At 69.8% G+C, this 17,492-nt stretch carries 17 protein-coding genes; 4 read left to right on the forward strand and 13 right to left on the reverse strand.

Features of this window, described 5'->3' with window-relative positions; genetic code table 11:
- Window positions 1–26 precede the first annotated feature (26 nt).
- The 10 genes from ACOCEP_RS25810 to ACOCEP_RS25855 form a co-directional block, all read right to left on the reverse strand.
- The gene (locus ACOCEP_RS25810; RefSeq protein WP_482331559.1) at window positions 27–1,142 is read right to left on the reverse strand and encodes an acyl-CoA dehydrogenase family protein; all 1,116 of its coding nucleotides are present in this window, start codon (window positions 1,140–1,142) and stop codon (window positions 27–29) included.
- Entirely contained in the window at window positions 1,139–2,320 is a 1,182-nt protein-coding gene (locus ACOCEP_RS25815; protein ID WP_482331561.1) for an acyl-CoA dehydrogenase family protein, read from the reverse strand. Before ACOCEP_RS25815 ends, ACOCEP_RS25810 begins: the two co-directional genes overlap by 4 nt.
- Window positions 2,317–3,540, reverse strand: coding sequence for an acyl-CoA dehydrogenase family protein (locus ACOCEP_RS25820; RefSeq protein ID WP_482331562.1), 1,224 nt, complete (start codon window positions 3,538–3,540; stop codon window positions 2,317–2,319). The genes ACOCEP_RS25815 and ACOCEP_RS25820 overlap by 4 nt, the downstream gene beginning before the upstream one ends.
- Window positions 3,541–3,542: 2 nt before the next feature.
- On the reverse strand, window positions 3,543–4,568 hold the full coding sequence (locus tag ACOCEP_RS25825) for a phosphotransferase family protein (RefSeq protein WP_482331563.1): 1,026 nt from the start codon (window positions 4,566–4,568) through the stop codon (window positions 3,543–3,545).
- A gap of 90 nt (window positions 4,569–4,658) precedes the next feature.
- Window positions 4,659–5,111 carry a MaoC family dehydratase gene (locus tag ACOCEP_RS25830; RefSeq protein WP_482331564.1) on the reverse strand — a complete coding sequence of 151 codons (453 nt, stop codon included), beginning with the start codon at window positions 5,109–5,111 and terminating at the stop codon, window positions 4,659–4,661.
- A 3-nt stretch (window positions 5,112–5,114) separates the two neighbouring features.
- Window positions 5,115–5,876, reverse strand: a complete 762-nt coding sequence (gene fabG / locus ACOCEP_RS25835) for a 3-oxoacyl-ACP reductase FabG (protein ID WP_482331566.1) — start codon at window positions 5,874–5,876, stop codon at window positions 5,115–5,117.
- Between the two features lie 251 nt (window positions 5,877–6,127).
- Window positions 6,128–7,210 (reverse strand): thiamine-phosphate kinase, encoded by a 1,083-nt coding sequence (locus ACOCEP_RS25840; protein ID WP_482331567.1) that lies wholly within the window; start codon window positions 7,208–7,210, stop codon window positions 6,128–6,130.
- Complete coding sequence (dcd, locus tag ACOCEP_RS25845) at window positions 7,194–7,790, reverse strand: dCTP deaminase (RefSeq protein WP_482331568.1); 597 nt, start codon at window positions 7,788–7,790, stop codon at window positions 7,194–7,196. Before dcd ends, ACOCEP_RS25840 begins: the two co-directional genes overlap by 17 nt.
- A complete protein-coding gene (locus ACOCEP_RS25850) occupies window positions 7,781–8,530 on the reverse strand; it encodes a hypothetical protein (RefSeq protein WP_482331569.1) in 750 nt (249 codons plus the stop codon). Before ACOCEP_RS25850 ends, dcd begins: the two co-directional genes overlap by 10 nt.
- Window positions 8,527–9,816 (reverse strand): helix-turn-helix transcriptional regulator, encoded by a 1,290-nt coding sequence (locus tag ACOCEP_RS25855; RefSeq protein ID WP_482331571.1) that lies wholly within the window; start codon window positions 9,814–9,816, stop codon window positions 8,527–8,529. Before ACOCEP_RS25855 ends, ACOCEP_RS25850 begins: the two co-directional genes overlap by 4 nt.
- A 363-nt stretch (window positions 9,817–10,179) precedes the next feature.
- Between ACOCEP_RS25855 and ACOCEP_RS25860 the strand changes: the two genes are divergently transcribed.
- Window positions 10,180–10,512 (forward strand): hypothetical protein, encoded by a 333-nt coding sequence (locus tag ACOCEP_RS25860; protein ID WP_482331572.1) that lies wholly within the window; start codon window positions 10,180–10,182, stop codon window positions 10,510–10,512.
- A complete protein-coding gene (locus ACOCEP_RS25865) occupies window positions 10,509–11,153 on the forward strand; it encodes a hypothetical protein (RefSeq protein WP_482331573.1) in 645 nt (214 codons plus the stop codon). The genes ACOCEP_RS25860 and ACOCEP_RS25865 overlap by 4 nt, the downstream gene beginning before the upstream one ends.
- Here ACOCEP_RS25865 and ACOCEP_RS25870 read toward each other — a convergent pair.
- Both ACOCEP_RS25870 and ACOCEP_RS25875 read right to left on the reverse strand, forming a co-directional pair.
- Window positions 11,059–11,724, reverse strand: coding sequence for a class I SAM-dependent methyltransferase (locus tag ACOCEP_RS25870; protein ID WP_482331574.1), 666 nt, complete (start codon window positions 11,722–11,724; stop codon window positions 11,059–11,061). The two genes, ACOCEP_RS25865 and ACOCEP_RS25870, sit on opposite strands and share 95 nt — an antisense overlap.
- 92 nt (window positions 11,725–11,816) lie before the next feature.
- Window positions 11,817–12,506, reverse strand: a complete 690-nt coding sequence (locus tag ACOCEP_RS25875) for a DUF998 domain-containing protein (protein WP_482331575.1) — start codon at window positions 12,504–12,506, stop codon at window positions 11,817–11,819.
- Between the two features lie 235 nt (window positions 12,507–12,741).
- Between ACOCEP_RS25875 and ACOCEP_RS25880 the strand changes: the two genes are divergently transcribed.
- Window positions 12,742–15,240 carry a M14 family zinc carboxypeptidase gene (locus tag ACOCEP_RS25880; RefSeq protein WP_482331577.1) on the forward strand — a complete coding sequence of 833 codons (2,499 nt, stop codon included), beginning with the start codon at window positions 12,742–12,744 and terminating at the stop codon, window positions 15,238–15,240.
- Between the two features lie 148 nt (window positions 15,241–15,388).
- Here the strand turns inward: ACOCEP_RS25880 and ACOCEP_RS25885 are convergent, their stop codons facing one another.
- The gene (locus ACOCEP_RS25885; RefSeq protein ID WP_482331578.1) at window positions 15,389–16,468 is read right to left on the reverse strand and encodes a DnaJ domain-containing protein; all 1,080 of its coding nucleotides are present in this window, start codon (window positions 16,466–16,468) and stop codon (window positions 15,389–15,391) included.
- Window positions 16,469–16,652: 184 nt separating this feature from the next.
- Between ACOCEP_RS25885 and ACOCEP_RS25890 the strand changes: the two genes are divergently transcribed.
- Window positions 16,653–17,486 (forward strand): alpha/beta hydrolase family protein, encoded by an 834-nt coding sequence (locus tag ACOCEP_RS25890; RefSeq protein ID WP_482331579.1) that lies wholly within the window; start codon window positions 16,653–16,655, stop codon window positions 17,484–17,486.
- Window positions 17,487–17,492: the final 6 nt, after the last annotated feature.

Below are 17,492 nucleotides of genomic sequence, written 5' to 3' on the forward strand. Positions count from 1 at the left end.
TTCCGGGACGGACCCCGCCGGAGGGATCAGGCGGGCAGATCGATCAGCGGCGCGAGGGCGGCGCGATGCCGCCCAGGAGTGCCGAACGCGATCTCGTCGCTCTTCGCGCGCTTCAGGTACAGGTGCGCGGGGTGCTCCCAGGTCATGCCGATCCCGCCGTGCAGCTGGATCGCCTCTTCGGCGGCGTGGACGGCGATGGGGGAGTTGCGGGCCTGTGCCACCGCGACGGCGATCGCGATGTCGTCACCGGAAGCCAGGCAGTCGGCGGCGTACCGCGCGGTCGCCCTGGCGTTGACCAGATCCGTGTACAGGTTCGCCAGCCGGTGCTTCAGCGACTGGAAGGACCCGACCTGACGGCCGAACTGGTAGCGCTCCTTGAGGTAGCGCACCGTTTCGGTCAGCGCCCATTCGGCGATCCCGAGCTGTTCCGAGGCGAGCAGCCCCGCCGCGGTCACGAGTGCCGTGTCCAGCCCGGACGCGGCCACCGAGGCGCCGGCGACACGCTTCGCGGCCACGTTCTCCAAGGTGACGTCGGCGATGCGCCGGGTGAGGTCGAGCGAGATCGCCTCGGTGACCGTCACCCCCGCCGCCGGCACGTCGATCGTGTACAGGCCGGGGCCGTCGGGGCCCACCGCGGGAACGACGATCAGTTCGGCCACCGACGCGTCGGCGACGCTGCGGACCTGGCCGCTGAGCGTGCCGTCGGCGGCCGCGGTGACCGTCGAGGGGAACTCGGCGCCGGGCGCGGTCGACAGCGGGACGGCCAGCGCTCCGATGAGCGTGCCCGAGGCCAGTTTCCCGAGCGCTTCCGCCACTTCCGCCTGCGCGGTGTCGGTCGCGAGCAAGGCCGATGTGGCCAGGACGGCGCTACCGAGATAGGGGACTGGGGCGACGCTGCGCCCGAGCTCCTCCATCACGACGGCGACTTCCCGCGCCGAAGCGCCGTGCCCGCCCAGCGCCTCCGGGACGGCGAGGCCCGCCGCGCCGAGGTCGGCGGCGAGTGTGCGCCACAGCTTCAGGTCGTACGGTTCCGCCGTCTCGGTCCTGGCGATCAGGGCAGCGGGCTCCGCGCGGTCTTTGAACAGGTCGCGGATGCTGGCGCGAAGGTCCTCTTCGACCTCGGAATACAGCAGGTCGGTCATCGGGGCAGGTCCTTCCAGGCGACGTCCTTGTCGATCCGCGGCTCGGACGGCAGCCCCAGCACGCGCTCGGCGATGATGTTGCGCAGGACCTCCGAGGTGCCGCCCTCGATGGAATTGCCCTTCGCGCGCAGGTAGCGGTAGCCGGCTTCGCGGCCGAGGAAGTTCACGCCGTCGGGACGCCGCATCGTCCAGTCGTCGTAACGCAGGCCCTCGTCGCCGAGCAGTTCGATCTCCAGCCCGGACGCGGCCTGGTTCAGTTCGGAGAACGCGACCTTGACCGCGGACCCCTCCGGTCCCGGCGCGCCCGCGGCGAGCTGCTGCCGCAGCCGTGAGCTCACCAGGCGCAGGCTTTCGCCCTCCACCCACAGCTTCAGCAGCCTGTCGTGCAGTTCGGACGTGCGCAGCTCCGGGCGCTCCCGCCAGGTCTGCGCGACGACGCCGACCATGCCGCCGTCGCGCGGGAACTCGGTGCCACCGATGGCGACGCGTTCGTTCATCAGCGTCGTCTGCGCGACCTTCCAGCCCTCGCCGACCGCGCCGAGACGGTGGGCGTCAGGAATGCGGACCTCGCTGAGGAAGACCTCGTTGAACTCGGCCTCACCGGTGATCTGGCGCAGCGGCCGGACCTCGACGCCTGGGGCGGTCATGTCGCACAGGAAGTACGTCATGCCACGGTGTTTCGGCACGTCGGGGTCGGTGCGGGTGACCAGGATCGCCCACTGCGACTTGTGCGCGCCCGACGTCCAGACCTTCTGGCCGGTGACCACCCAGTCGTCGCCGTCGCGGACCGCGCGGGTGCCCAGCGCGGCCAGGTCGGATCCGGCGCCCGGCTCGCTGAACAGCTGGCACCACACCTCCCGCTCGGTCCACAGTGGACGGAGGAAGCGCTGGTGCTGTTCGGGCGTGCCGAAGGCGAGAATGGTCGGGGCGGCCATGCCGAGGCCGATCCCGATCCGTCGTTTGTCGTTGTCCGGCGCGCCCGCCGCGGCGAGCTCCTTGTCCACGACGGACTGGAGGGACCGCGGCGCGTTCAGGCCGCCGAGGCCCTCGGGGAAGTGGATCCAGGCCAGCCCGGCGTCGAACCGCGCGTCGAGGAAGTCCTGACGTGGCGTGCTTTCCGGCGGATACGCGGCCAGCAGCCCGGCCACGCGCCGCTCGAGATCGTCCACAGTGGTCACTTCGTCACCTCTCCGCGGTACTTCTTCAGCTCACGGTGCGCCAGCGAGCGCTTGTGCACCTCGTCGGGCCCGTCGGCGAGCCGCAGCGTCCGCACCTGCGCCCACATCTCGGCGACCGGGAAGTCCTGGCTGACGCCGCCCGCGCCGAACAGCTGCACGGCCTTGTCGAGGATCCACTCGACGGTGATCGGCGTGGAGATCTTGATCGCCTGGATCTCGGTGTGCGCGCCCTGGTTGCCGACGGTGTCCATCAGCCACGCGGTCTTGAGCACCAGCAGGCGCTGCTGCTCGATCTTGACCCGCGCCTCGGCGATCCAGTCCTGCACCACGCCCTGTTCGGCGATCGGCTTGCCGAAGGTCTCACGCGAAAGCGCCCGGCGGCACATCAGTTCCAGTGCGCGTTCGGCCATGCCGATGGCGCGCATGCAGTGGTGGATCCGCCCCGGCCCGAGGCGGGCCTGCGCGATGGCGAACCCGTCGCCCTCACCGGCGATGAGGTTCTCCGCGGGCACGCGGACGTCCTCGAAGACCACTTCGGCGTGACCGCCGTGATCGCCGTCGGTGTAGCCGAAGACGTGCATACCGCGTTTCACCGTCATGCCGGGGGTGTCGCGGGGGACCAGGATCATGCTCTGCTGCTTGTGCGGGGGACCGTCCGGATCGGTTTTGCCCATCACGATGAAGATCTTGCAGTTCGGGTTCATCGCCCCGGAGATGTACCACTTGCGGCCGTTCACGACGTACTCGTCGCCGTCGCGGCGGATGCTGGTGGCGATGTTGCGCGCATCGGAGGAGGCGACGTCGGGCTCGGTCATCGCGAAGGCGGACCGGATCTCGCCGTCCAGCAACGGCTGCAGCCACTGCTTCTTCTGCTGCTCGGTGCCGAACATGGTGAGGACTTCCATGTTCCCGGTGTCCGGCGCCGCGCAGTTCAGCGCGGTCGGTGCGAGCCGGAGGCTGCGGCCGGTGATCTCGGCGAGCGGTGCGTACTGCAGGTTCGTGAGCCCGGCGCCGTGGTCACCGGGGAGGAAGAAGTTCCACAGCCCGCGCTTGCGCGCCTCGGCCTTGAGTTCTTCGACGATCGGCGGCTGCGACCATTCGCTGTCGCGCTCGGCCAGCTGCTCCTCGAAGACGGCCTCGGCCGGGTAGATGTGCGAGTCCATGAACTCGAGGAGTTTCCCCCGCAGTTCCTCGGTTTTCGCGTCGAAGGCGAAGTCCATCGCTATCCCTCTTCCTTGAGAGTCTCATTGCCGTGCGCGATCAACGGGACGACGCCCGAGCCGATGCCGTCGAATCCGGCGCCGACGGTCTGTCCCTTGCTGTAGCGGAGGTGGATGCCTTCCAGGATCACCGCGAGTTTGAAGAACGCGAAGCTCACGTACCAGTTGAGCCGGGAGACGTCGCGGCCGGACCGCTCGGCGTACCGCGCGATGACCTCGTCGTTGCGCGGATAACCCGGCGCCGAGCTGGCGTTGGACACGAACTGCAGCGAGACCTTGTCGCGTTCGGCGTAGGCCACCAGCAGCGCGAGGTCGGTCAGCGGGTCGCCGAGGGTGGACATCTCCCAGTCCAGCACCGCGGTGATCCGGTCGTCCGCGTTCACCAGCACGTTGTCCAGGCGGTAATCGCCGTGGACGATCGACGGCTTGCCCGATTCGGGCACCGACGAGGCGAGCCGGTCGTGGAGCTCGTCGACGCCGGGGAGGTCGCGGCTGCGGTTGCCGTCGAGCTGCTTCTTCCAGCGTCGCAACTGGCGTTCGAGGAACCCCTCCGGGCGGCCGAAATCGCCCAGCCCCACCGATTCCGGATCGACGGCGTGCAGGGCGACCAGGGTGTCGACCAGTTCCTCCGCGATCGCCTTGGTCCGGGCGGGGCCGAGCGCGGCGAGTTCGGTGTCGGAGCGGAAGGGCGTGCCCTCCACGAACTCCATCACGTAGAACCGCGAGCCGATGACGTCGGTGTCCTCGCACAGCAGCACGGTTTCCGGCACCGGGACCGCCGTGCCGTGCAGCCCGGTGATCACCCGGTACTCGCGGCCCATGTCGTGCGCGGTCGGCAGGACGTGGCCCAGCGGCGGGCGGCGGACCACCCACCGGGACCGGCCGTCGCCCACGATGTAGGTGAGGTTGGACCGGCCTCCCTCCACGACCTGGCCGCTCAGTTCGCCCTGGGTGAGACCGGGGCGGTGCTCGTCCAGATGGGCCTTGAGCCTGGCCAGGTCGAGGCCCGGCAGGTCGGACTGGTTCATGCTGCCTCCAGCGCTCGCTTTCCGGTTACAGTACCGACCAGTCGGTATGTCGGGTAGTGGTGGTCCGGAGAGGTGCCGGACGTCACCTTCTCAGGCGATCAGCCGGACGACCATCTCCGCGACGCACGCCGGTTTGGCCTGGCCGTCGATCTCGATCGTCCATTTGACGACGGCCTGTTTGCCGCCGGCGACGTCGGTGACCTCGATCAGCTCGGCACCCGCCCGGATCTTCGCGCCGACCTTGACCGGCTGGGGGAACCGGACCTTGTTCAGCCCGTAGTTGATGCCCATCGTGAGCCCGTGGACGCGGTAGAGCTTCCCGACGAAGCCCGAAATGAGCGACAGGGTCAGGAAGCCGTGGGCGATCGGGCCGCCGAACGGGCCTTCGGCGGCCTTTTCGACGTCGACGTGGATCCACTGGTGGTCGTCGGTGGCGTCGGCGAACAGGTTCACCCGGTCCTGGGTGAGCGTCAGCCAGTCGCTGTAGCCGAAGTGCTCGCCGACGGCGTTCTCGAACTCCTGCAGGGAGGCGAATTCGCGCATGGCTCAGTCCTTCGGTCCGCCGGCGACGTAGATGACCTGGCCGGAGATGAACCCGGCGCCGTCGCTCACCAGGAACGACGCGAGATTGGCGATGTCCTCGGGGGTGCCGACGCGCTGCACCGGGATCTGGGACGCGGCCGCCGCCTTGAAGTCCTCGAACGACATGCCGATCCGCTCGGCGGTCGCCGCGGTCATGTCGGTGGCGATGAACCCGGGGGCGATGGCGTTCGCGGTGACGTTGAACTTGCCCAGTTCGATCGCGAGGGTCTTGGTGAAGCCCTGCATACCCGCCTTGGCCGCGGAGTAGTTGACCTGGCCGCGGTTGCCCAGCGCCGAGGTGCTGGACAGGTTGACGATGCGGCCCCACTTCTCCTGCGTCTGGTACTTCTGCACCTCGCGGGTCATCAGGAACGAGCCCTTCAGGTGCACGCCCAGCACCGAGTCCCAGTCCTGTTCGGTCATCTTGAACAGCAGGTTGTCGCGGGTGATACCGGCGTTGTTGATCAGCACGGTCGGCGCGCCGAGCTCCTCGGCCACCCGGGTCACCGCGGCCTCGACCTGAGCGGCGTCGTTGACGTCCAGTGCGACACCGACGGCCTTGCCGCCCTCGGCGACGATCGCTTCGGCCCCCTGCTTGACGCCGGCCTCGTCGAGGTCCAGCAAGCCGACGGCGAACCCGTCGGAAGCGAGCCGCTGGGCCACGGCCGCCCCGATGCCGCGGCCGGCGCCGGTGACGATCGCTACACGGGAGGGGTGTTCGGTCACGGGTGTTCTCCTCGTCGTCGAGTGGAAGTGACGCCGAGTCTGCCGTACTAAGCGGTTGCTTTGTAGGGGGAATGCCGCTTTCGGGGAGCGCACCCGCGTGAAAGCGGGCGAATGTGACCGCAATCACTCGCTCGGCGCGGTGGTGGAGGACCTGCCGCGAAAGCCACTCTCGGGACATCAGACGTCTCGAAAGTGGCTTTCGCGGCATGAGCGCCAAGGCAGTACTGGGTCCGGCCAAGCCCAGCCGCAGGTCAGCCCGCCCGCCTGCCGAGAACCTCGGTGATCAGCTTCGGCACCTCGCCGCCGTGCCAGGAACTGGGCGAGAACCGCTCCTGCGCGATCCCTTCCCAGAGTTCGCCGTCGTCCAGCGAAATACCTTCCTCGCGGGGCACGAGGGTGCCGATCTCCTGAGCCGCGACACCTTCACCGGCGAGCGTCTTCTTGGCGAGTTCGACGTCCTGCGGCCGCACGGCGGCCACGAGCGTCCAGTCGCCCCAGGCCTGCGCGAGCTCGAACCGGCCGAGCCCCGACTGCGCGCAGACGTCGGCCGGCGCGTCGTCCAGCCGGATGTCCGTGGTGATCCGAGCGCCGAGACCGTTGGCGCCGCACAGGGTTCGCACGGTCGGGAAGAGACCGTCGGAGACGTCCATCGCGGCGCGCGCCAGCCCGGCCGTGGCGAGAACCCTGCCCGCGGTCACCTGGGCCATCGGACGGCAGGCGCGCTCGCGGACGTCCTCGAAAAGCGGTCCGGCGAGCCGTGCCTGCTTTTCGACGAGCAGCGCGTACGCCCAGAGATAGCCGGGCGAACCGACCAGCAGCAGGCGATCCCCGGCTTCGGCGCCCGCGCGCCCGAGCCGCCCGCCGGGTACGCACCGGCCGATCGCGGTCGCGGTGAGCTGTCGGACCGGGCCGTCCCGGAGATCGCCGCCGACGACCTGGGTGCCGTGCACCTTCGTGCAGTCGTCCACGCCGTCGAGAAGCCGCCGGAACTCTCCGGCCGTGGTCGTCTTCGGCAGCGTGTAGTTGACGACCAGGCCGAGCGGGGTGGCGCCGGCCGCGGCCAGATCGGAGAGGTTGATCGTCGCCAGCAGCCATCCGGCGTGGTAGGGATCCGTTTCACCCAGGATGGTGACCAGCGGTGCGGGGCAGGTGTCGGTCGTGGCGACCAGCTCGCCACGAAGCCCTTCCGTGGCGTCGAGGACCGCGCAGTCGTCCCCGAACCCGCGGACACCGCCGTAGCGCGGCCGCAGGATGTGCTCCAGGATCGCGTGCTCGCCCAGCTCGCCGAGCCGGACGTCGTCACCCACCGGCGAAAGTTCAGTTACGCCCGACATGATCCGCCAATCGGGACGGGGCGACGTTGTGGTCGCTCGAGTAGTTGTTCGGCATCGTGCCGTAGGGCTGGTCGCTGCCCGTGGAGGCGAACAGCATCAGGTTGCAGATCCGCGTTCCGGGATGCAGGAGCACGGCATGCCGTAGATGGTTCACGATCTCCAGGGTCAGCACGGCGCCGGTCCCGCTGCCGAAGCCGGGGCTGACCTGACCGCACAGGACGACACTGATGCCGAGCCGCGCGTAGTCGCTCGTGCCGTCGACGAGCCCGGCGAGTTTCTCGGATAGCCCGATCTTCTCCAGCGTCGGCGCGAGGACGACTTCGCCGGGTTCGACGCGCAGCCTGCCTTCGGCGTCGAGTTCCTTCGGTCGCAGGTCCGGATACGTGCTCCGGTCGGCGATGTCGACGGTCCCGGTCGACTCCAGCGCGAACGCCTCGTGCCCGAGCCGCAGGCTGATCGCGGCCGGGCGGACGAGGCTCGGCTCGAACGGGGTGATCGTGAGTTCCCCGGCGCGGTGCGCGCGTTTGATGGCCCGGTCGGTCAGGATCCCGCGGCGCAGGGCGGGCCAGGTCATCGGCATGACGCCACCGCTTTCGCCACGGCGCCGACCAGGACACGGAAATCGGTCTCGGTCAGTTCGCCGTTGGGCTGGTCGTCGGACTCGCCGGGCTCGCAGTACACGACCGTGGTGCCGGTGCGGTGCGGCCCCTGGACCACGACCGTCGCGGTCAAGCCCGCCGCGATGGGCCGGACGGTGTGCACGACGGTGGTGTCGCACGAGTAGACGTCGCCGAGCCGGACGTGCGGGGTCTTGTCCACCGCGAGGCGGGCGGCCCCGTCCGCGAGCAACGCGGCCGGATTCGCGGGATCCGCGCCGTAGCGGTACCGGTCGTACGGTTTCCCGCCTGCGGTCGTTTCGTGGAACTCGACCATGTGCAGCCCTTCGCCCGCGACGATGGCCGAGGCGAACTCCCACCGATGGCTGTGCGGGTTGGACTCGCCGCGGGACGGCTCCGCGGATTCCGGCCAGACATGGAGCCGGACGCGGAAATCGGCCGAGGCGTGCAGCACCATTTTGGCGAATCCGTTGGGATGCCAGTAGGAACGCTTCGCCGCGGCGCGGACGGCGTCCTCGTCGCCGAGGATTTCTTCGAGCCACGAAAGGAAAGTGCCGGGGGAGTCCTGTACCCGGCGCGCGACCGTGCGCAGCCAGGCGAGGTCCGCGTCGCCGTGGCCGGGGCGACTGCCGGTGACCTCACGGAGGAACGCGTGCGCGCCCGCGGGCGCGGCCGTGAGGGTCGAGGGCGGGGTGTCGATCATGGAGTTCCTGGAGTTCCTGGAGGACTGAGCGGGGGCCCGGCGGCGGCCAAGGCGGCCGCGCGGAGCGCGGTGACGGCGTCCAACGTCTGCCAGATGGGTAGGTCGCCGCTTCCCCAGGCCCACAGTCCCTGGTCGGCGTCGTAGCGCTCCCAAAGGGTTCCGAGCGCCCGGTTGAGCCGGGGGAGTGGCAGGAAGGGGGCGGTGGCGAGCGCTTGGACGACCCAGGCTGCGGTGAAGTGCCGGATGATGATCCGGGTCGTTCCTTCCCCGTCGGGGCGAGGCCGTTCGAGATCCTCGGCCACGCCATCGTCCGAATGCGACCGGTCGATGAGCCATTGTGTGGCTTCGTCGGCCGCTTCACGGACGTCGTTGCGATCTTCACGGCTGTGCAGGACTTCCCGCAGAGTGACGACCGACCGGGCGGTGTGCACCACCGACGCCTCCGGGGCGACGAGCCCGGCCTCGTTCTTCTCCGGCCACAGCTGTGAGCCGTCGAAGTCGAGCCGGGCCGCCAGGAGGGCGTCGATCAGCCGGTCGGTCAGCGGGGCGTCCGGCCGGAGCCGGACCGCCGTGTGCAGCACGGCGGACAACAGGTAGGGGCGGGTCCTGCTGTACGGGTCGAGTGACCCTTCGAGCTGGTCCAGCCCCTCGTCGGCGGACATGGTGCTGGTGCGGAAGAGCGCGTCCACCACGGACGCCGTCGTCTCCGGCCGTTTCCCGCCCGCGCGGCCACGCCAGCCCTGTGCAGACTGCAACCGGTACAGATCTTCGGCGAGCGTATGTAGGTCGATGTAGGGATCGCCTACCACCAGCATGGTGTTGATCCCGTACGCGGTGCTGAGCGCTTTCGGCCCGGTGCTCTTCTGCAGGTTGTGCCGCCAGCCCAGCGGTTTCCCGTGCTCGTCCCGGATCAACCGCTCGGCGAGTTTGGCGCCGACGGTGTGGAAGACCTGCAGCAGCGATCGCGAGGTGTCGACGACGGCGGTGTCGCCGGCGGCGGGTGGCGTGTGCTCGTGGGGTGAACGGGCGGTCTCCACCAGGGTGACCAGCGCGTTCGCGGCGCGGAAGTGGTCGTCGAGCTGGCGCGCGTTGTGCGCCGACGGCAGGTATTTCCCGGTCTCCCACTGGGTCAGGTTCGCCCTGGTCACGCCGATGATCCGGGCGGTCTCCGCCTGCGTTTGGCCCGCGGCCTTGCGCAGCCGCCGCAGCTCACGTCCGACATCCGACGCGGTAACGGTTTCCGCATCGGGGCTTACCGGCCGCCGCCCGGCCGATGTAGGCTTCATGTAGGCACTAGACACGGGCTTACCTACCTCTGGTAGGCAATGTAGGGCGGTGACTGAACGTGCACACAACGGCGAGAGTACAGCAAGCGAATCGGACCGTGCTGGCGCATGGGTCAACGTCGCGTCAAAACGTGTCGAGAGCCGCGTCAGACCCTGTTCTACCTGGTCCTGGTGTGCGCGACCCGCCCGGTCACGAGCACTGGTCAGGCCCGGGCACGGCCGGAGAGCGGATGCTGACAGCCATCTGAATGTGACGCTGCGCATCCGACCTGGTTCGCGTCGCCTGTGGACCACACGAATGCCGGAGTAGGCGCCGTGTGGGCCGACCCGAGTTCGCGCTTGGCTGCATCGGGGGTGAACCTCATGTCCCACCACGAGAACCACACGGCAGCGCGCCGGTCGCGGTTCGATCGGCTTCTCGAACGCTTCCACGAATGGCTCTTCGCGACCCGCGAAGACACGCGCGCGGCCGCTCGCGGCTGGCAGGTGTCGCGGGTGCCGAACAGCAGGCGCCGCGTCTACCGCGACCCCCGCTGGGACACCGTCCACGCGTGCGCCCCCTGCGGCGGCACGGGGTGGTGGCCCTACGAGGACGCCGTTTGCCCGGACTGCGCCGGTGCCGGTGTCGTCCGCTCCATTCCCGCGGCGGCCGTGGCCGCCGAGCAAACCGCCGGACGGACAGGAGGAAGGTCATGAGCCGTTGGCAGGAACCCCAGGCGATCGCCGAGCTGGCCAGGGAGATCACGGTGGTCAGGAGGCCCAACCCGGTCACCGCCCTGTATCACTGGCGGTACGAGATCGGCGCGCTCGTCGTGCTCCCGTACGCGTTGTTCTCGCTTTTCCAGGCGGTCGGCCCGATCTGGGGCGCGGTCGTGCTGTTCGGTGTCGCGAACTGGCTGTTCTACTGGCGCTCGGCGCGGCGATTCCTCCGCGACCGGCTCCGCTCGATCGTCGTGCAGCACCGGCTGCGGACCGGGTTCGCCCGGGCCAGGGTGTGCACGCTCGACGGCAAGCTGCCGGTGATCCTGTGGACCAAACCGCGCGGCGACGAGGTCGAGGTCACCCTGTTCTGCCCGGCCGGAGTCGGCTACGAGCGCATCGAGCAGCGCCGGGCCCTGCTCGCGGCGGCGTGCTTCGCCTCCGACGTCCACGTGTACCGCCATCACAAACGCGCCAACGTGGTGCACCTTTCGGTCTGTACCGCACGCCTGCGCAAGGACGCCGACGACGACGTCGCCGAGCTCACGCCCGTGCGACGATATGCCGGGCAGCCGGACGGTGGCGCCATTCCCCTTCCGGCGCCCTTCGCAGGAATTCCGCGCGCAGCTCGGCGATGAACTCTTCACCGCGCGCGTCCGCCAGCGGCCGCATCGGTCCTGACCGGGTGTGCGCGGTGAAGAACGTGCCGGCGTCCGGGTGCACCATGGGGAACGACAAGGGCTCGTCCCGGTCGAGCCTGGTGTCCTCCAGGGCGGCTACGAGCCGTTCCTCCCAGGAGCGGTCGCCCGCCGGGACGCGTTCGCGCAGCACCTCGGACAGCACCGTGAACGGCCCGCCCGGTTCTGTACTGTGCGGCCAATAGACGACCGAAAGCACGCCGCCCGGGCGCAGTGCGCGCGCCCAGGACCGGAGTGCGGTATCGGGTTCGGGTAGTTGCTGGAGACCGAAGACCGAGACGATCGCGGCGGCCGAGGCCGGTTCGAGTTCCGAGGCGTCACCCACGACGACACGCACGAGCGGGTCGCCCCCGGCCCGCCGCCTCGCCCTCGCGGCCATGCCGGCGGAGAGATCGATGCCGACGATCTCGCGGCCGGGCAGATGCCCGCCGAGCACGTCGAGCTCCGGGAAGGTCCCGCAGCAGGGGACGACGACGGGGCCGTCGGGCAGCGCGGCGGGGAGCGCGCGCACCGCGGCGTGGACCCACGGCGCGAACCGGGGGACGTAGTAGGCGTCGTAGCCGGCGGCGGCTTCGTCCCAGGCGCGGGCGAGCTGTTCGGCGGTCAGGACGCGATCTCCAGCGCGTCGGCCTGCTCGGTCACCGGCGCGGCGACCACGCGCGCGGGGATGAGCAGCGACGCCAGCGCGAGCAGCCCGGTCAACGCCATCGCACGCTCGACCAGCCCGAGCGGGATCGCCCGCCACCACGGCTCGCCGCCGTTCATCGAGACCACGATCGCCCCGAGTATCACGCCGAACCAGGCCAGGGCCGCCGCCGCGAGCACCCGCGTCACCGCGCGCCGCGCGGGGGAGGAGGGGAAGACGGCCTTCGCCGCGAACCAGACGGCCAGCGGCAGGCAGACGAACGCCACGACGCTCGCTATCCGGTGCACCGTCCCGCCGGTGCTCGGACCGATCGCCCAGTTGTTCTTGGGGAACGCCACGATCACCACCAGGCTGACCGTCCAGAGGGCGCAGAAGACCGAGGCCGCCGACCGGACCGGAAGGTGTTCGCGGCGGATCAGCGCGCCGAAGCCGATCGCCGAACCCAGCGCGACCAGCAGGACCGCGACGTCGAAGATCCACTTGTTCTCGCTGAGCGCGTACTCGCTGATGGTGCGGCGTATCGGGCTGATGTCGCTGGTGGCGGGGAGGACCTGCAGGAGCAGGATCAGCAGCGCTCCGCCGGCGACCGAGGCCACGGCGGCCAGCAGGGCCAGCGGTGACCTGGCGGTGACCTGGGGCGTCGTCATGGTTGAAAGGTAACCACCCAACCTGAAGGTTTTCTTAGGCTTTCCTGTCGGAATCGACAGGAAAGTCCCATTCTACGGTGCGGGTACGGGTGATCGTTCCGGCACGGTCGGTGAGATCGTTGGGCCGAAAGGGGTGTAGCCGACTTGTGGCGGGTCCCTCCGGCGGTGTCCCGGGTCTAGGGTCTCGCTACCGGTGACCTCACCCGGTCACCGGACTGTCCAAGGAGGTCAGTCTGTGGGGTATTCACCAAACCGGCGAAGAGCGGGATGGACGGCGGCGACCCTGGTGCTCGCCGGCACCTTCGTGGCACTTCCGTCCGCCACGACGGCGGTGGCCGCGGACAACGTGGTCCGGGCCAACCAGGCCGTGCCGCGTTCCTGTTTCGCCGCGCTCCAGAAGCCGGGCACGGCAGGCACCGACCGGCGTGAGTTCACGTCCACAGTGGACGGTCTGCTGCAGGCGCGGATCGCGCCTCGCGGTGGCGCCGAGGGCGACTGGGACCTCGCGGTCTTCGACAAGGCCACCGGCGCCGTGGTCGCCGCGTCCGCCGCGTTGCGCAGCCACGAACTCGCCGAAGGCTTCGTGAAGAAGGACCAGCAGCTGGTCGTGCAGACCTGCCGGTACGACGGGAAGACGCGCGACGCGCTGCTGGGGGTCGACTTCCTCGCCCTTACGCCGCAGGGGACACCGACCAGTGCCGCGCACGCGCCGCAGCGCGCCGAACTGGTCCGCGTCGAGACCCCGGGCAAGCAGGACAAGGACAAGCTGCTCCGGCTCGGCCTCGACGTCACCGAGAAGGCCGACGCCACCGGCGTCGAGGTCGTCCTCGCCAACGACGCCGACCGCAAGACTCTGGCGGACAACGGCTTCAAGTCGAAGGTGGTCGAGGCCGACCTCTCGGCGAAGTCGGTCCAGAACGCCAAGACCGACCGTGAGTACGCCGCGAAGACGCCGGGCTCCACGCTGCCGTCCGGGCGGACGAGCTACCGGCACCTCTACGACTACCAGTTCGAGGTCAAGGAACTGGCTCGCAAGAACCCCAAGCTCGTCACGGCGTTCACGCTGCCGCAGCCGACCTGGGAAGGCCGCGACGTCATCGGTCTCGAGGTCGCGAGCGACGTCAAGAACATCGCCGACGGCAAACCCGTCAACTTCACCATGGGCGTGCACCACGCCCGGGAGTGGCCGGCCGGCGAGCACGCCATGGAATGGGCCCACGAGCTGGTCAAGGGCTACTCCGGCGGTAACGCCGAGATCCGCGGCCTGGTCGGCCGGACGCGCAACATCATCGTGCCGATCGTCAACCCCGACGGCTTCGAAATCTCCCGTGAGGCCGAGCCCAAGGGCGACTTCTCGCGGTTCGACTACGAGATGAAGCGCAAGAACTGCAACGTCAACGACTCGCCCAAGGAATTTGCGACCGGGGTCTGCAAGGCCAACCCCGCCGGCCGCGAACGCGGAACCGACCCGAACCGCAACTACGCGGGTTTCTGGGGTGGCGCCGGCGCGTCGACCCTGTGGCGCAGTGACACGTTCCGTGGTTCCGGCCCGTTCTCCGAGCCCGAGACGCAGAACATCCGCTCGATCGTGTCCAACCGCCAGGTGACCAACCTGATCACGCTGCACACCTACTCCAACCTGGTGCTGCGTGTCCCGGGTGTCGCCGCCGTCCGCCCGCCGCTCGACGAGCCGGCGTACAAGGCGCTCGGCGACAAGATGGCCTCGCGCAACGGATACACCAGCCAGCCGTCGTGGGCGCTCTACGACACGACCGGCTCGACCGAGGACTGGTCGTACTGGGCCACCGGTGGCTGGGGCTTCACCTTCGAGGTCGGCCCGAACGAGTTCCACCCGCCGTTCGCCGAAGGTGTCGTCGCCGAATACACCGGTGTCGCCCCCGCGGCGGGCGCCGGCAAGGGCGGCAACCGGCAGGCCTTCGTCGACATGCTGGCCAACACCGCCGACCCGGCGGCGCACTCGACGCTGATCGGTACGGCGCCGAAGGGCTACCAGCTGAAGCTGCACAAGACCTTCCAGACGCCGACTTCGCCGGTGGTGCAGCCGGACGGCTCGACCAAGCCGCCGATCTACGTCACCGACGACCTGAACTCGTCGCTGTCCTCCACCGGCGGCCGGTTCGCGTGGTCGATCAACCCGTCGACCCGGCCCTACGTCGCGGGCCGCTACGGCCGCGAGCCGCAGGGTCCGGCGCAGCCCGCGATCCAGGCCGTGAACCCGGCCGGGGTCCCGGCGATCAACCAGAACTACCCGACGGACCCGACCTCGGAGAGCTTCACGTTCCACGTCGACGGGCTCCCCAAGGTCGACAACGGGAAGTTCAGCGTCGACGTCAAGTGGGCCAGCCAGGACACGGACTGGGACCTGTACGTCTTCGACTCCGCGGGCAACATGGTCTCGTCGTCGGCGAACGGTTCGACCACCGAAGAGCACGCGATCCTGTACGACCCGCCCGCCGGGGACTACACGGCCGTGCTGGTCAACTACTCGCAGGCGAATCCGTCCACTGTGGACGACTGGACCGGCGGTGTGTCGTTCCAGTCGCCGATCCCGCCGACCTACGGCCCCAAGGAGGCGTACCAGCTGACCTGTACGTCGCCGAAGGGCAAGCTCGTCGGGCTGGCGGACGTCTACATCGACCGCGGCCAGACGGTCGACGTCGGTGAGGTCTGCACCCGTTCCGCGCGGGCCAAGAAGGAGCGCTCGGTCCGGTAGTTCCGCTCTCTCGCGTGAAGGCCCCCTTCCCTCGGCTCAGTCGAGGGAAGGGGGCCTTCACGCGCGTTCGCCCGAACGCGTTTCGTCCTCTAAATGCGGTAGTTGGCAGTGCGAACTACCGCAAGTAGAGGACGAAACGCGGAGGGGGCTAAGGGGTGCCCACGACCCGGTCCCGCACCACCCGCATCGTCGCGGCGTCCACAGTGGACGGCTCCGCCGCCAGCCACCCGCCGATCTCGTGCAGGAACTGTTCCGGCGTCATCGGCGGCGCGGGGGAGGGATCCTCGAGATCCGTGGTGATCTCCCCGGTCCGGCTCGGGTACACGACCATCGCCCCGCGCAACGCGACCCCCGGCAGGATCCGCCGGTATTCGGCGAGACTTTCGGTCAGCCTGCTCCCGCCCCCGCGGAAGGCCCGGCCGTTGCGCAGCAGACGGTCGTCGTCATCGGTCTCGTAGTGCCCCGGCAACCACAGCTTCGATTCGATGAGCACCAGCCGCTTTCCGCACAGCACCGCGTGGTCGACGTCGGCGAACACCGAATCCGGCCACGAAAGGCCGTGGAAGATCCGGGCGCCGGGCAGCCGGGTCACATAGCGCTCGAGCAGGTCGGCGGTGAGCCGTTCGGCGAGTTCGTCGGTCTCGACGCCGGGGGTGCCGAACACGCGTTTCCCGCCGAACTCGGCGGCGAACCGGTTCTTGGCGCGGGAAGCCGCCAGGTAGCCGCGCGCGAGCCGTTGCACGAGCAGGGCGGTCCCGGCGGTCAGGATCAGCCAGACGATCAGCGTGGGGGCCGAGAAACCGACCCCGGTCAGCACCGGCAGCAGCACCAGCACCATCCCACCGACCGCGGCCACCACCGGGGTGTGCCCGGGGCCGCGCCGCCGCCCGTGCCGCACGCGCCCGTCCTGCGCGGCGAACTCCCACCATTCGAGGTCGTCCGGGTCGATCACGACCGGTTCGGGCTCGTAGCCCGGTTCTTCGCCGAAGCGCCGGCGCGGTCGCGGCCGGATCGGGGCGCGTACCGAGCGGCCGTCCGCGTCGTAGCCGGCGCGCCGCATCGGGTCGCTGAGCGTGTCGTAGGCCTCGCGGACCAGCTGGAAGGTGAGCGCGGATCCGCCGGCGTCCGGGTGATGCGATTTCGCCAGCCGCCGGTAGGCGGTCTTGATCTCGTTGACCGAGGCGGCCTTGCCCACGCCGAGCACCTCGTAGTAGTCGACATCGGGCACGGGCGGTTCACCTCCAAAGGGCCGGGCCGCAACACTATTCGGCCGCCGCCGGTCACCCGCAACCACCTCCGCGGCGCGTCGGGGTGACGCCGCGGGCATACTGTTTCGCTTGTGGCGGAACGAGGTCCGCCTCCGCCGCGTCCTGGATATCGTGGAGATCGACAGCACGCTAGGGGGAACAGTGGTGGGAGAACCGGTCACGGGTACGGCGGCGGGGGTGCCGTTCACCGTCTTGCCGCCATCGGCCGAGGTCAGCGGCCCCGCGCCGGTGGTCGTCGCCTGGCACATGATCGACGCGCCCCGCACCGACGCGGCGTTCGCGGCCGCGCTGCCGCTGGCCGGGGTGCCCGCGTGGCGGGTGTATCTCGGAATGCCGTTGTGCGGCGCGAGAATGGTCGACGGCAGCATGGACGCGGTGGTCGAACGGGCCGTCCGGGACTCGGTGCTCGCCTATGCCGACCCTTTCGTCCGGCAGGCGGCGCTGGAATTCCCCGCCGCGCTGGCTGAGCTGCGGGAACGCTTCGGTTTCGACACCTCGCGGATGGCTGTGGCCGGCGGTTCCCTCGGCGGTGCCGTGGCGCTCACGATCCTTGCCACGAGGGAGATCCCGGTGCGGGCCGCCGCGCTGGTCAACCCCGCCGTCCGGGCACGGTCGCTGGTCGGCGTGGTGGAAACCATGCTGGAAAAGCCCTATTCGTGGACGGACGAAGCGAACCAAGCGGCGGATCAGCTCGACTTCGTCGCACGATCGGGTGAAATCTCGGCCAGGGACACGCAGGTTCCGCTGCTGGTCGTCAGCGGCGAAGAGGATTTCCCGACGTTCCGCGCGGACGCCGACGAACTCGTCGACGCGTTGCGTGCCCAGTACTCCGTGGCCGACGACGTCCGGCTGTGCAGGCTTCCGGGTCTCGCTCACCCGCTCGCCGAAGACCCGGGCATCGATCCCGCGCCGCAGCTCCCGATCGCCAAGCTGGCCGACGAAGCGGTCACCGAGTGGCTGGAACGTCACCTGCTCTGACGCGCG

Source organism: Amycolatopsis sp. CA-211722, assembly GCF_056828465.1.

Coding starts and splice junctions, on each gene's coding strand:
- ACOCEP_RS25810 (WP_482331559.1), bottom strand. CDS start 1,142: ATGACCGACCTGCTGTATTCCGAGGTCGAAGAGGACCTTCGCGCCAGC.
- dcd (WP_482331568.1), bottom strand. CDS start 7,790: ATGCCGATGACCTGGCCCGCCCTGCGCCGCGGGATCCTGACCGACCGG.
- ACOCEP_RS25825 (WP_482331563.1), bottom strand. CDS start 4,568: ATGAACCAGTCCGACCTGCCGGGCCTCGACCTGGCCAGGCTCAAGGCC.
- ACOCEP_RS25865 (WP_482331573.1), top strand. CDS start 10,509: ATGAGCCGTTGGCAGGAACCCCAGGCGATCGCCGAGCTGGCCAGGGAG.
- ACOCEP_RS25820 (WP_482331562.1), bottom strand. CDS start 3,540: ATGGACTTCGCCTTCGACGCGAAAACCGAGGAACTGCGGGGGAAACTC.
- ACOCEP_RS25875 (WP_482331575.1), bottom strand. CDS start 12,506: ATGACGACGCCCCAGGTCACCGCCAGGTCACCGCTGGCCCTGCTGGCC.
- ACOCEP_RS25830 (WP_482331564.1), bottom strand. CDS start 5,111: ATGCGCGAATTCGCCTCCCTGCAGGAGTTCGAGAACGCCGTCGGCGAG.
- ACOCEP_RS25840 (WP_482331567.1), bottom strand. CDS start 7,210: ATGTCGGGCGTAACTGAACTTTCGCCGGTGGGTGACGACGTCCGGCTC.
- ACOCEP_RS25855 (WP_482331571.1), bottom strand. CDS start 9,816: ATGAAGCCTACATCGGCCGGGCGGCGGCCGGTAAGCCCCGATGCGGAA.
- ACOCEP_RS25860 (WP_482331572.1), top strand. CDS start 10,180: ATGTCCCACCACGAGAACCACACGGCAGCGCGCCGGTCGCGGTTCGAT.
- ACOCEP_RS25850 (WP_482331569.1), bottom strand. CDS start 8,530: ATGATCGACACCCCGCCCTCGACCCTCACGGCCGCGCCCGCGGGCGCG.